Origin of the sequence: Streptomyces sp. NPDC014676, from assembly GCF_043084105.1 — a bacterium.
GTDB lineage: Bacteria > Actinomycetota > Actinomycetes > Streptomycetales > Streptomycetaceae > Streptomyces.
Map to the genome: position 1 here is coordinate 187154 of NZ_JBIBZI010000012.1, position 12834 is coordinate 199987.

Genomic DNA, 12834 nt, shown 5'->3' on the forward strand with positions numbered 1-12834 from the left:
CGTCACAGGGTGCGCTCCAGCCGGTCCGCCATCAGCCGTACGAAACGCGCCGGGTCCTTCGGCCGGCCGCCCTCCGCCAACACGGCCAGGGAGTAGAGGAGTTCGGCGGTGTCGGTGAGGTCCGAGCGGTCCTCGCGCTCCCCGTACGCCTCGTTCAGGCCCTTCACCAGCGCGTGGTCCGGGTTGAGTTCGAGGATGCGCTTGGTGCGCGGCACCTCCTGGCCCATGGCCCGGTACATGTTCTCCAGCGCCGGCGTGAGATCGTTCGCGTCGGCGACGAGACAGGCCGGGGACACCGTCAGCCGCGTGGACAGCCGCACCTCCTTGACGTCCTCGTCCAGCCGCTCCCGCATCCAGTCGAGCAGACCCGCGTACTCCTCGGCCTGCTGCTGCCGTTCGCCCTCGCTCCTGTCGTCCTCCCGCGCGCCGAGGTCGACCTCGCCCTTGGCGATCGACCGCAGCCGCTTGCCCTCGTACTCGCCCACGGCGTCGACCCACATCTCGTCGACGGGATCGGTGAGCAGCAGCACCTCGATGCCGCGCTCCCGGAACGCCTCCATGTGCGGGGAGTTGTCGATGCTCTCCCGGGACTCGCCGGTGATGAACCAGATGTCGTCCTGCCCGTCCGGCATCCGCTCCACGTACTGCTTCAGCGTGACCGTGCCGTCGTCCCCGCGCGTGGTCGCGAACGAGGTCACCGCCAGGAGGGCGTCACGGTTGTCGGGGTCGGTGACCAGGCCCTCCTTCAGCACCGCGCCGAACTCCCGCCAGAACGTGGCGTACCGCTCGGCGTCACCGGTCATCATGCTCTTGACCGACGCCAGCACCTTCTTGGTGAGCCGGCGCTGCATCATCCGGATGTGCCGGTCCTGCTGGAGGATCTCGCGGGACACGTTCAGCGAGAGGTCCTGCGCGTCGACCACACCCTTGACGAACCGCAGGTACGGCGGCAGCAGCTCCTCGCAGTCGTCCATGATGAAGACGCGCTTCACGTACAGCTGCAGCCCGTGCCGGAAGTTCTGGGTGAACAGGTCGTGCGGGGCGTGCGACGGGACGAACAGCAGGGCTTGGTACTCGAAGGTGCCCTCGGCCTGCAGCTGGATGGTCTCGAGCGGTTCGCGCCAGTCGTGGCCGATGTGCTTGTACAGCTCGTGGTACTCCTCCTCGGACACCTCCTCGCGCGAGCGCGCCCACAGCGCCTTCATCGAGTTCAGCGTCTCGGGCCCGGCCGCCTCGCCGTCCCCGCCCGCCTCCCCGACGAGCCTGATCGGCCAGGTGATGAAGTCCGAGTAGCGCTTGACGATCTCCTTGATCTTCCACACCGAGGTGTAGTCGTGCAGCTGGTTGTCGGGGTCGGCCGGCTTGAGGTGCAGCGTGACCGAGGTGCCCTGCGGCGCGTCGTCGACCCGCTCCAGGGTGTACGTGCCCTCGCCGCGCGACGTCCACCGGGTGCCCTGCCCCTCACCCGCGCGCCGGGTGAGCAGGGTGACCTCGTCCGCGACCATGAAGCCCGAGTAGAAGCCGACGCCGAACTGGCCGATCAGCCCCTCCGTCCCGGCCCCGTCCTGCGCTTCCCGCAGCTCCCGCAGGAACTGGGCGGTGCCCGAGTTGGCGATCGTGCCGATGAGCTGCCCGACCTCGTCGTACGACATGCCGACGCCGTTGTCCCGCACGGTGAGGGTACGGGCGTCCTTGTCGATCTCGAGCTCGATGTGCAGGTCGGAGACGTCGGCGTCGAGGGAGTCGTCCCGCAGCTTGGCCAGACGCAGCTTGTCGAGCGCGTCGGAGGCGTTGGAGACGATCTCACGGAGGAAGACGTCCTTGTTCGAGTAGACCGAGTGGATCATCAGCTGGAGCAGCTGACGGGCCTCTACCTGGAACTCAAACGTTTCGGTCGGCATGATGCGTGACTACCTCACTGATCCACGGATCACCGGATACTGGCACGATCACTTTAATAAAAGAGGACGTCAGTCGGTCGCGTTCACCGCCGAGTCCAGGAGGGGGCCGAGTTCGCGGGACACCGTCGTCAGGGGGCGGACGTCCCGCTCGGCGCGGGCCATCAGGATCGCCCCCTCCAGAGAGCTGATCATCAGGGTGGCGAGGGGCCGGGCGCGTCCGGCGGGGACGCCCATGTCCGCCAGTGCCAGGGCCACCGCACCGGTCCACTCGGCGAGGGCGGCCGACACGGCCTGGCGGGTCGACGCGGTGGACCCGGCGCGGTCCACCGTGGCGGCGGCGACCGGACAGCCGCCGCCGAAGCCCTCGCTCTCGTACTCGTCGGTCCACTGCCGGACCATCTGTGCGAACAGCCCGCCGGGCGTCGGCTCGGGCAGCGCGGCGAGGAACCGGGCGACACGCCCGGCCGCGTACCGCCCCGCCCACCCCACCGCCTCGTTGACGAGCTGCTCCTTGCCGCCCGGGAAGTAGTGCTGGAGCGATCCGCGCGGCGCCTTTGCGTGCGCGGCGACCTCGCGCATCCCCGTCGAGGCGACCCCGTCGCGCCGGATGAGCTGGGCCGCGCTGAAGACCATCCGCTCCCGCGGTCCCCGTCCGGACCCCGCCATTCCCGACCTCCCGCGATGTCCTTTCCCCCACCCTATGACGACTGTCATGACGGCGGCTACTATGACAGCGGTCATGGAAGAGGTGCCGCGTGGGCGCGGCCCGGGAACGGCGGTGCGTCGTGCGCGTGGGTTTCATCGGACTCGGAGTCATGGGCCGGCCCATGGCACTCAACCTCGCCCGTGCCGGAACACCCCTCGTCGTCTGGAACCGCACCGCCGCCCGCTGCGCACCGCTGCGCGACGCCGGGGCCGAGGTCGCCGGGAGCGCCGGCGAGGTGTTCGACCGGGCCGGCACCGTGCTTCTCATGCTGGCCGACGAGACGGCCGTCGACACGGTGCTGGGGCGCGGCACCCCGGACTTCGCCGCCCGCGTCGCCGGACGCACCGTCGTCCACATGGGCACGACCTCGCCGGAGTACTCGGCCGCCCTGGAGGACGCCGTCCGCGAGGCGGGCGGCGCCTACGTCGAGGCCCCGGTCTCCGGCTCCCGGGTCCCGGCGGAACAGGGGCGGCTGGTCGGGATGCTGGCGGGCGACGCCTCCGCCGTGGCGGCCGTACGGCCCCTGCTCGCCCCGGTGTGCCGTGAGGCGTTCGACTGCGGCGCGGTGCCGGGCGCGCTGCTGATGAAGCTCTCGGTGAACCTGTTCCTGATCACCCAGGTCACCGGACTGGCCGAGGCGTTCCACTTCGCCGACCGGCACGGGCTCGACCGCCGTCGTTTCCTCGACGTCCTGGACGCCGGCCCGATGGCCAGCGCCGTCTCCCGGATGAAGGCGCCCAAGCTGCTCGCCCGTGACTTCGCGGTCCAGGCCGCCGCCACGGACGTACTGAAGAACAACCGCCTGATCGCCCGGGCCGCCCGCAAGGCCGGACTGGCCTCCCCGCTCCTCGACGTCTGCCACGCCCTCTTCGACGAGACCGTGGCCGGCGGCCACGGCGGCGAGGACATGGTGGCCGTCCTGCGCGCGCTGGAGACCAGGACCGACGGCACCCCGGCCGGCTGAGTCACCTCTTTCGGCACACCTGTCAGGCCATATCCGCCCTCACCGGGGGACCGGCTCCTCCAGCGTCCCCGGCCGGGACACCGACCGCACGGCCTTTGGCCTCGCGGCGTGTCTGCCCGCACCCCGAGCCACTCGAGGGGCGGCTCGCACCGCTGCGGTTCGTCGTGCGGAGCGAGGGCGCCACCGCACCCGCGACCGCCCCGGCGCCTCGCCACCGGACCCGCCCACCGTGCTGACCAGGCAGAACCCGCAGGTCACCGCCGTGGGGCGGGCTTCCCGCCGACCACGGCGACCCGATGTCGGAGGCACCTGTCACACTTCAGTGGCGTGCGGGGGAGCGATGCGGGTAGTCGCGCGGTGTGATCGGTGAGTGAAGGCGGGCCGGATGGAACCAGTTCCAGTCGACGAGGGGGACACGGTGCCAGGCGCACCGCGGCTGCGGGCTTCGTACGCCCTGGACGACGACGGCGCCTGGATAGCCCAGGCACGCCACCACGCCGCCGCGTTCCTGACCCGGGCGCGGGCGGAGGACGGCCTGCCGGTGCCGACCCGCGTGGTGGAGGTCACCCAGCTCGTGGTCAGCGAGCTGGTCACCAACGCCCGCAAGTACGCCCCGGGCCCCGTCGGCCTCGACCTGCGGGTCGCCGGCGACGCCGTCGAGGTGATCGTCCGGGACGGCAACCCCGCGCCACCGGTGGCCCGGAGCGCGGACCCCGGCCGGGTGGGCCAGCACGGGCTGGAGATCGTGATGGCAGTCGCCCAGGCCCTGGACGTACGGCAGGAGCCGGCCGGCAAGAGCATCATGGCCCGCATCTCACTCCTCGCCTGAACCGCCGGCCCCCGGGAATCACCCGCCCTCCCCGGCCGGCAGCGGCCGCTCCGTCCGGATGACCTCGCCGTCCGCCGCGTACCGCGTGCCCCGGCGTCCGGCGGACCCGGCGACGAGGAACAGCCCGTGCCGCCCGGCCCGCTGTCCGGCGGTGCCGGCACGGCCGGAACAATGGGGTCGCCGGTGCGGTTCTCACCGATGAACGCCGCAGGACACGTGGGAGAAAGGCGAGACGAAGATGACGACGAACGAGGAGAAGGCGCTGCTCGCGGGCGGCTGCTTCTGGGGCATGCAGGAGCTGATCCGCACGTTCCCGGGTGTGCTGACCACCCGGGTGGGCTACAGCGGTGGCGACGTGCCGAACGCGACGTACCGCGACCACGGCACCCACGCCGAGTCGATCGAGATCACCTACGACCCCGCCGTCACCGACTACCGCACGATCCTGGAGTACTTCTTCCAGATCCACGACCCGAGCACGAAGAACCGGCAGGGCAACGACATCGGGACGAGCTACCGCTCCGCCATCTTCTACTTCGACGACGAGCAGAAGCGCGTCGCCGAGGAGACGATCGCCGATGTGAACGCCTCGGGGCTGTGGCCGGGCACCGTGGTGACCGAGGTCGTACCGGCCGGCCCGTTCTGGGAGGCCGAGCCGGAGCACCAGGACTACCTCCAGCGCTACCCGGACGGCTACACCTGCCACTTCCCGCGGCCCGGCTGGCGGCTGCCGAAGCGCGCGGAGGCCTGACCGGACGCCCGGCCCGTCGTGGGCCGGGGCGGGCGTCCGGTCGGATCGGCCGAACCGGCCGGGCCGGTAGGCGCCGGCCGCGTCGGCGAGCCGGGTGCCCTGCTCCGCCAGTTCCAGCGCGGCGCGCTCCGCCTCGGTGAAGACCGTGGCCTCCCGCCAGGCGGCGACCAGGTCGAGGCGGACCGAGGTCTTTCCGGTCGTTTTCCGTGGTGACACAGCACTGACGGGCGAGCTCCCCCGTGTGTGACCGGAAGGGGAACGTGACCCGCGTCTCACCGTCGGGTGACGCCGGGCGGCGCGCCGTTCCCGGGGTGCCGGACGACCGATAACCTGGCGGGATGAACGGGGAGCGGAGCGTCGGTGAGTGAGCGTCGGGAACGCGACTGGACGGACATGACGCCCGGGGACTTCGACCTCGACGCCCCGCTGTGCCTCAACGTGGGAACCGGCCCCGTCGTGGTGCCGGCCGAGCCGGACGAGTACGGCACGGCCCCGCTGTTCGGGGAGGAGACCCCGGTACGGCGGCCGGGCCCGCGCCGTACCCCGCGCCGGACCGCCCCCGACGAGCAGGGGCAGTTGTTCTGAATCCGGCGCGGGGCACTGTCACGCTCAGGGGAACTGGACGACCTTGGACGGGACGGTGTCCGTCCCGGACGTCGGGGCGCCCGTGTCGTTGATGACGTGGCGGTACTGCCCCTTGCCGCCGAGCGAGATCACCTGCAGGTGCCGCATCCTGATGCCGGGCTTCACCGGTACCTGGAATCCGTGGTGCTGCACGATGGTGTCGTCGGACGTGTAGTTGCAGTAGCTGCCGAGCGCCCAGGCCTCGTGTTCGTTCACCGAGTCGGCGACCTTGTAGGCCGCGTAGCCGACGATGCCGTCATGGGTGATGGCGGCCTCGTCGGGGGCGTCGTACGCCTTCTCGTTCTGGAAGAAGATCGTGCGGCCGCGTTCGCCGCTCCAGAACACGTCGTACTTGTTGAAGTGTTCGACGAACAGACCCGTGGTGAGGACGTCGTCGCCGTTGACGCGCAGTCCGTAGTCGGCGCGGTTGGTCTCCCAGCCGACGCCCTCGCCGTGGTCGGCGCGCCAGATCCAGGTGTGGTCGATGATCACGTCGTCGCTGTTGACGACCACGGAGTCGGTGGCGCGGCCAGGACCGGCGCCGCCGACGCGGATGAACACGTCCTGCATGGTGGTCGGGTTGGCGGCGTGGTCCGCGGAGGAGCCCGGCTGGCCGATCCGCAGCAGGGTGGCCGAGTTGACCGGGCCCGCGTCGATCAGGAAGCCGGCCAGCCGGACGCCGTCGACGTCCGCGACGTGCATGGCGTCGACCCCGTTGTCCGGGATGATCGTCGCCAGGCCGAGACCGAGCACGACCGTGTCGGCGCGGTCGACCTCGATCGTCCGGTCGAGGTGGTAGACGCCGGGCGTGAACAGCAGGTTGAGGCCCTGGTCGAGCGCGGCGTTGATGGTCGCGGCCGTCGCGCCGGGCTTCACCACGTAGAACCGGTCGAGCGGAAGGGACGTACCGCCGGCGTTGGCCGGCCAGGAGACACCGCGCGCGTTGGTGCGCTTGGCGGGCACGAACACCCTGTACTGGTTGCCGTCCAGGTAGAGGAACGGCTTCTCGCGGGAGATCGGCGTGGTGTCGAACGTGGTGTACGGACCGGTCTCGAAGTTGCTCGCCGGAGCGCCCTGGACACCGGTGAACGTCATGTTCCACACGCCGTTGGTCCAGCCGCCGACGGAGCTGTCCCGCGTGTACCACTGCTGCTGGGAGTACGGGCCGACGGTGCCGTCGATCTTCGAGTCGGCGATGTAGCCGCCGGAGGCCCAGCCGTAGCCGTTCGGGGCGAGGTTGAGGCCGCCCTTGACGTGGATCCGGCGGAACGGAGCCGCCTGCGCGACCGCCCAGCGGTCGGTGCCGTTGACGGGGCTGATGGCGAGGTTCTCCGCCGAACGCCAGAAGTTCTGCGTGGCGTTGCCGTTGAACCAGCCGGCGTCCACGGTGATGTCGCCGTTGATCTGGACGTCGTCGGGGTTGAGGCCGAGACCCGAGACCGAGGTGTAGAAGCCGAGTTGGGCGTTGATGTTGTTGTACGTGCCCGGCTTCAGCAGGAACTGGTAGCGCTCGCTGCCGAACTGGTTGCTCTCCTGCTGGGCGAAGACCTGGTCGAACTTCTGCTGGAGGTTCGGCGTGGACGGGTCCACGACGATGACGTTCGGGCCGAGGTCGCCGCCGCCCTCGATCGGACCGCCGCCGCCGTCGTCCGACGCGGTGTGCACGGCGACCTCCCACAGGGAGTAGCCGTAGCCGGTGCCGCGGGCCGTGCCGAGGACGCGTACGTAGCGGCCGGAGCCGCTCACCTCGTAGGAGGCCCGGCCGCCGGTGGCGCCGGTGACGGACGTGAGCGTGGTCCAGTTCTGTCCGTCGGCGGAGGCCTCGATCCGGAAGTCCTTGGCGTAGGCGGCCTCCCAGTTCAGGTCCACCCCGCACAGGTCGCGTACGGCGCCCAGGTCGACCCGTACCCACTGCGGGTCGGAGGCCTGGCTGGACCAGCGGGTGCCGGCGTCACCGTCGAAGGCGGCGGAGGCGGGGGTGCCCGCGTTCTCCGTGGAGGAGGCGGAGGCGGGTTTGCCCTGGGCGGCGTTGGCCGTGCCGCAGGAGGCGGGCGGATTGCCGCCGCCGGTGGTGCCGAAGACCTGGAACTCCCACAGCGAGTAGCCCCAGGCGGTGGCCCGGTCCAGGCCCTGCACACGGACGTAGCGGGCCTGCCCCGACACGTCCACGGTGTCGACGCCGCCGTCGCTCCCGGTGACCGTCCGGGCGTCGGTCCAGCCGCTGCCGTCCTGCGAGAACTGGATCTTGTAGTCCTTGCCGTAGGCGGCCTCCCAGTTCAGGACGACCTGGGAGACCGACGCCGTGGCGCCGAGGTCGACCTGAAGCCACTGGTCGTCGCTCGCGGCCGACGACCACCGGGTGCCCGTGTCGCCGTCCACGGCGCCGCTCGCGGGTGTGCCGGCGTTCTCGGTCGAGGAGGCGGTGGCCGCCTTGCCCTGGGACAACGGGGTCTCGGCCGCGGCGGCCGGGGCCTGGGTGGCGGGCAGGGTGACGAGTGCCGCCGTGGCGGCGAGCGCCGTACCCAGGGCTCCGCGTCTGAGGCGGCTCAGGTGCTTCATGTGTCTCATGCGTCAGCCTTCTGCTGGTGCGATGTGGGGATGCGGGCGGGCCCGCGTGCGGGTGGGCCGGGCCGTCCGGACGGCGGATGGTGCGGTGAGGCGGCTCTCCGTGGGGTCTGCGCGTGCTGCGCTTTTCTGTGCGTGAGGGCATGCCGGAGGACTGAACACGGCCCCGCGACCGCTTAGTTCAGGCTTTGATTTAAGTGGTGAGACATCAGGTGGGCAAGCCCTCGGACATGAATTGGTGAGCGAGGGCCCGCCGGTGGAGCGGTGTGCCGGGGTGAATCCGCATGCCTTGACCGCCGGGCCGGGGGTACGCGGGCGGAGCGGTCGGATCCGGTGGGGAGGGCGGAGAGGGGAGTGCGGGTGTGCCGAGGTACGGGGCGCGGCGCCCCGGGGCGGGGAGTTCACCCCAACGGCGGGTGCCCGCTGCGAGGGTGTGCCCGCCGTGAGACGTTGGCGGCATCCGGTGCCCTTTTCGAGTGTTTTGTTCTCCCGGTTCGCCCGCAGTCGGCAAGGGAACGCACGGCCACCCCGTCCGTGGCCGGTCTGAAGCGGAGGAGTATCACCCCATGAGCGAGGCCAACCCCGTCAAGCGGGCGGCGAAGAAGATCGCCGAGAAGCTGCAGGACGACGGATCGGCCCCGGCCGACGGCATTCCCGGACGGCCGGGCTCCCGGCCGCCGTCCGTGGCCGAACCGACCGAGGCCCGCGAGCCGCTGCCGCCGAAGCCGGACCAGAGCGGCCCGGCCACCGTGTCGCCCACCGGTCAGCCCACCGGCGCCGACCAGGCCAGGATGGCGCAGTCCGGGAGCTACCTGACCAACGCGCAGGGCACCCGGCTGTACGACACCGACCACTCGCTCAAGGCGGGTCCGCGCGGCCCCGTCCTGCTCCAGGACCACCACCTGCGCGAGAAGATCATGCACTTCGACCACGAGCGCATCCCGGAGCGCGTGGTCCACGCCCGCGGCGCGGGCGCGCACGGGGTCTTCCAGAGCTACGGCACGGCGGCCTCCGTGACCAAGGCGGGGTTCCTCGCCCCGGAGGTCGAGACGCCGGTGTTCGTACGGTTCTCCACCGTGGTCGGATCACGCGGGTCCGCCGACACCGTGCGCGACACCCGCGGTTTCGCCACGAAGTTCTACACCAGCGAGGGCGTCTTCGACCTGGTCGGCAACAACATCCCGGTCTTCTTCATCCAGGACGCCATCAAGTTCCCCGACGTCGTCCACGCGGCGAAGCCGCACCCCGACAGGGAGATCCCGCAGGCGCAGAGCGCGCACGACACCTTCTGGGACTTCGTCTCCCTGCACACCGAGGCGACCCACCACACCCTCTTCTTCATGGGCGACCGCGGCATCCCGCGCTCCTACCGCATGATGGAGGGCTTCGGCGTCCACACCTTCCGGCTGGTCAACGCGGAGGGCGCCACGACACTGGTGAAGTTCCACTGGAAGCCCAAGCTGGGCGTGCACTCCCTGGTGTGGGACGAGGCGCAGACGATCAACGGCGTCGACCCGGACTTCCACCGGAGGGACCTCGCCGACGCCATCGAGGCGGGCGCCTACCCGCAGTGGGAGCTGGGCATCCAGACCTTCCCCGACACCCCGGAGCAGACCTTCGAGGGCATCGACCTGCTGGACCCGACGAACATCGTGCCCGAGGAGCTCGCCCCGGTGCAGCCGGTCGGACTGATGACCCTCAACCGGAACCCGTCCAACTTCTTCGCCGAGACGGAGCAGGTCGCCTTCCACGTCGGTCACCTCGTGCCCGGGATCGACGTCACCGACGACCCGCTGCTCGCGGGACGGCTGTTCTCGTACCTGGACACACAGATCACGCGCCTGGGCGGCCCCAACTTCCCGCAACTGCCCATCAACCGGCCGCAGGCACCGGTCAACGACATGCTGCGCGACGGCATGCACCAGACGGCCGTGCACCGCGGCGTGGCCCCCTACCGGCCCAACTCCCTCGACGGCGGCTGCCCGTTCACCGCGGGCGCGGACACGAGCGCGTTCATCGAGACGCCGGTGACCGTTCCGGAGGGGCGGAAGGTGCGCGAGGCGCCGGAGTCGTTCGCGGACCACTTCAGCCAGCCCCGCCGGTTCTGGCTGAGCATGAGCCCGGTGGAGCGCGAGCACATCATCGGCGCGTACACCTTCGAGCTGGGCAAGTGCTACGAGGAGGCCATCAGGGTGCGGACCCTCCAGGTCCTGGCCAACATCGACCCCGAACTGTGCGCCGGTGTCGCCGAGGGCCTCGGTCTGCCCGCGCCCGAGCCCACCGTCCCGCTCGCCGACGTCGAGCCGAGCCCGGCCCTCTCGCAGATCGGGGGCACCTGGCCGGTGGACGGGCGCGTCATCGGCATCGTCGCCGGCCCGGACGGCGACCTCGACGGCGTCCACGCGGTACGCGACGCGGTGCTCGAGGCGGGCATGGTCCCACTGGTCGTGGCGCCGACCGGCGGCACGCTCGGCTCGGGCGACCCGGCCCTGACGGTCCAGCGCAGCTACGTCACCGCGCGGTCCGTCGAGTTCGACGCCGTACTGCTGGCCGGGGTGCCGGCCATGGGCGACGACACGGTCGGCGCGCGCGACGGCAAGGGTGCGGCCTCCGCCGCACAGCGGACGGCGGTCGATCCGCGGATCGGGCTGCTGCTGACCGAGGCGTTCCGGCACGGCAAGGCGATCGGCGCGTGGGCGGGCGGCGAAGCCGCCCTCGAAGCGTCCGGCGTCCCCACCGACGCCCCCGGCATCGTGGTCGCCGGCTCCGGCCCCGCCGTTCTCGGCCAGGTCCGCGAACTGCTGGCCTCGCACCGCGTCTGGGAACGCTTCACGACCCGGGCCTGACACCCGGCCACGACGGGACGCCCCGCCGACCCGGTCCGGAGGCGCACCGGCGCCACAGGCCGCGCCCACCCTCGGCTTCGCTCGAGCGGGCCCTCCATCGCCCTGCGGGGCGGCTGCCCGGGTGGGAGGCCCGCGGTGGTCGCGGCCGGGCGTGGGGTGCCGGAGGCCGTGCCCGTCCTTCCCCGCTTTCGGGTTCGCTCGCGCGGGGGAGGGGGACTCCCACCGGCCCGCGGGGCGGCTGCCGCGGTGGTCACGGCCGGACGCCGGCGTTCCCACAGCCTGCTCGGTGGCGGGGTGCCGGCCCCGTCGCCGTACAGTGGGGAGGACGGCCCTCACCTGCCGGGTTCCGTGGAATCCGGCCGGCGGGCGCTCCGTATCGCCCCCGCTCCCGAGAAGCCGGTCCGTACATGCACCACCATCCGTCCGCGTTCCCCGGCTCCCAGGAGCCGCTCTTCGGTCTCGACGAACTGCCGGCGGCACCGGTGGCCGGGACGGCGGCGTCCGCCTCCGCCTTCCGGGACTCCGCGCAGGCACGCCGGCTTCTCGCGATCCGGGAGATCCACGCCGAACCGGCCGCCGCCGCCTCGCCCCGCGGGCGGCAGATCATCGCCCGGTTCCCCGAGGCCCGGCTGATCGAGACGGACTCCCACTGGCGCATCCCCGAACTCCACGGCAACGAGGGCAGCGCCGACCGCTGGATGCGGATCAAGCGCGAGACCCTCGTCCTGGGTGTGAAGAAGACGCTCACCACCCGCCCCAACGGCCGCTCCGCCGACTGGATCGCCCCCGGCCCGTCCAACGGCTGCGCCCTGTCCTGCGTGTACTGCTACGTCCCCCGCCGCAAGGGCTTCGCCAACCCGATCACCCTCTTCACCAACATCGACCGGATCATCGCCCACCTCGGCCGCCACGTCGCCGCCCAGGGCCCCAAACCGGAGCCCAACCAGTGCGACCCCGGGGCATGGGTGTACGACATCGGCGAGAACGGCGACTGCTCCGTCGACGCCCTCGTCTGCGACAACACCGCCGACCTGGTGCGCGCCTTCCGCGACTGGCCCACCGCGAAGGCGTCCTTCGCGACCAAGTTCGTCAACCCCGACCTGCTGGAGCTCGACCCGCGCGGCCGCACCCGTATCCGCTTCTCGGTGATGCCGGCCGACGACTCGCGCCTGCTGGACCTGCGCACCAGCCCGGTCGACCGGCGGATCGCCGCCGCCGCGGACTTCCTCGACGCCGGGTACGAGGTGCACTTCAACCTCTCACCCGTCGTCGTCCGCCCCGGCTGGCAGGACGCCTGGGCCGGACTGCTGCGGCACATGGACGACGTACTGCCCGAGCGCGTGAAGCGGCAGGCCCGCGCCGAAGTCATCATGCTCACCCACAACGCGGAGCTGCACGAGGTCAACCTCCGCTGGCATCCGCGCGGCGAGGACGTGCTGTGGCAGCCCGCCGCGCAGGAGACCAAGCGCTCCCAGAACGGCGCCCTCAACCTCCGCTACCGCGCCGACATCAAGCGCCGCGCCCTCGCGGATCTGCGTGAACTGGCCACCCGGCACACACCGTGGCTCGATATCCGCTACGCCTTCTGAAGGACGGCACCCACCCGTTCCGGCTTTCTCCCAGGTCACCCCCCGATAACGGGAATTAA

General features: G+C 71.5%; 9 protein-coding genes and 1 pseudogene. 6 read left to right on the top strand and 4 right to left on the bottom strand.

Annotation, left to right across the window (positions count from 1 at the left end; genetic code table 11):
- Positions 1–2 precede the first annotated feature (2 nt).
- Together htpG and ACF1DX_RS29385 are read right to left on the bottom strand one after the other, a co-directional pair.
- On the bottom strand, positions 3–1901 hold the full coding sequence (htpG, locus tag ACF1DX_RS29380) for a molecular chaperone HtpG (protein ID WP_391794150.1): 1899 nt from the start codon (positions 1899–1901) through the stop codon (positions 3–5).
- Positions 1902–1970: 69 nt separating this feature from the next.
- Complete coding sequence (locus tag ACF1DX_RS29385; protein ID WP_391794151.1) at positions 1971–2567, bottom strand: TetR/AcrR family transcriptional regulator; 597 nt, start codon at positions 2565–2567, stop codon at positions 1971–1973.
- 119 nt (positions 2568–2686) lie between these two features.
- Here ACF1DX_RS29385 and ACF1DX_RS29390 point away from each other — a divergent pair, with 119 nt between their 5' ends.
- The 3 genes from ACF1DX_RS29390 (at position 2687) to msrA (ending at position 5151) form a co-directional block, all read left to right on the top strand.
- The gene (locus ACF1DX_RS29390) at positions 2687–3571 is read left to right on the top strand and encodes an NAD(P)-dependent oxidoreductase (RefSeq protein WP_391794152.1); all 885 of its coding nucleotides are present in this window, start codon (positions 2687–2689) and stop codon (positions 3569–3571) included.
- Positions 3572–3956: 385 nt separating this feature from the next.
- Positions 3957–4400: an ATP-binding protein gene (locus ACF1DX_RS29395; RefSeq protein ID WP_391794153.1), complete on the top strand. Its 444-nt coding sequence runs from the start codon at positions 3957–3959 to the stop codon at positions 4398–4400.
- A 238-nt stretch (positions 4401–4638) separates the two neighbouring features.
- Positions 4639–5151: a peptide-methionine (S)-S-oxide reductase MsrA gene (gene msrA, locus ACF1DX_RS29400; RefSeq protein WP_391794154.1), complete on the top strand. Its 513-nt coding sequence runs from the start codon at positions 4639–4641 to the stop codon at positions 5149–5151.
- A 72-nt stretch (positions 5152–5223) separates the two neighbouring features.
- Here the strand turns inward: msrA and ACF1DX_RS29405 are convergent.
- Positions 5224–5346: pseudogene (locus tag ACF1DX_RS29405) on the bottom strand (carboxymuconolactone decarboxylase family protein); the annotation flags it as partial.
- Between the two features lie 165 nt (positions 5347–5511).
- On the opposite strand from ACF1DX_RS29405, the gene ACF1DX_RS29410 reads away from it, so the two are divergent.
- The gene (locus tag ACF1DX_RS29410) at positions 5512–5736 is read left to right on the top strand and encodes a hypothetical protein (RefSeq protein WP_030863527.1); all 225 of its coding nucleotides are present in this window, start codon (positions 5512–5514) and stop codon (positions 5734–5736) included.
- 24 nt (positions 5737–5760) lie between these two features.
- Here the strand turns inward: ACF1DX_RS29410 and ACF1DX_RS29415 are convergent, their stop codons facing one another.
- Entirely contained in the window at positions 5761–8343 is a 2583-nt protein-coding gene (locus ACF1DX_RS29415; RefSeq protein WP_391794155.1) for a discoidin domain-containing protein, read from the bottom strand.
- 563 nt (positions 8344–8906) lie between these two features.
- On the opposite strand from ACF1DX_RS29415, the gene ACF1DX_RS29420 reads away from it, so the two are divergent.
- Both ACF1DX_RS29420 and ACF1DX_RS29425 read left to right on the top strand, forming a co-directional pair.
- Complete coding sequence (locus tag ACF1DX_RS29420) at positions 8907–11186, top strand: catalase (protein ID WP_391794156.1); 2280 nt, start codon at positions 8907–8909, stop codon at positions 11184–11186.
- 407 nt (positions 11187–11593) lie between these two features.
- Positions 11594–12775, top strand: coding sequence for a spore photoproduct lyase family protein (locus ACF1DX_RS29425; RefSeq protein ID WP_391794157.1), 1182 nt, complete (start codon positions 11594–11596; stop codon positions 12773–12775).
- Positions 12776–12834: the final 59 nt, after the last annotated feature.

Excerpts from the sequence above, each read along its gene's own strand:
- htpG (WP_391794150.1), bottom strand. The coding sequence starts at position 1,901 with ATGCCGACCGAAACGTTTGAGTTCCAGGTAGAGGCCCGTCAGCTGCTC.
- ACF1DX_RS29385 (WP_391794151.1), bottom strand. The coding sequence starts at position 2,567 with ATGGCGGGGTCCGGACGGGGACCGCGGGAGCGGATGGTCTTCAGCGCG.
- ACF1DX_RS29395 (WP_391794153.1), top strand. The coding sequence starts at position 3,957 with ATGGAACCAGTTCCAGTCGACGAGGGGGACACGGTGCCAGGCGCACCG.
- msrA (WP_391794154.1), top strand. The coding sequence starts at position 4,639 with ATGACGACGAACGAGGAGAAGGCGCTGCTCGCGGGCGGCTGCTTCTGG.
- ACF1DX_RS29415 (WP_391794155.1), bottom strand. The coding sequence starts at position 8,343 with ATGAGACACATGAAGCACCTGAGCCGCCTCAGACGCGGAGCCCTGGGT.
- ACF1DX_RS29420 (WP_391794156.1), top strand. The coding sequence starts at position 8,907 with ATGAGCGAGGCCAACCCCGTCAAGCGGGCGGCGAAGAAGATCGCCGAG.
- ACF1DX_RS29425 (WP_391794157.1), top strand. The coding sequence starts at position 11,594 with ATGCACCACCATCCGTCCGCGTTCCCCGGCTCCCAGGAGCCGCTCTTC.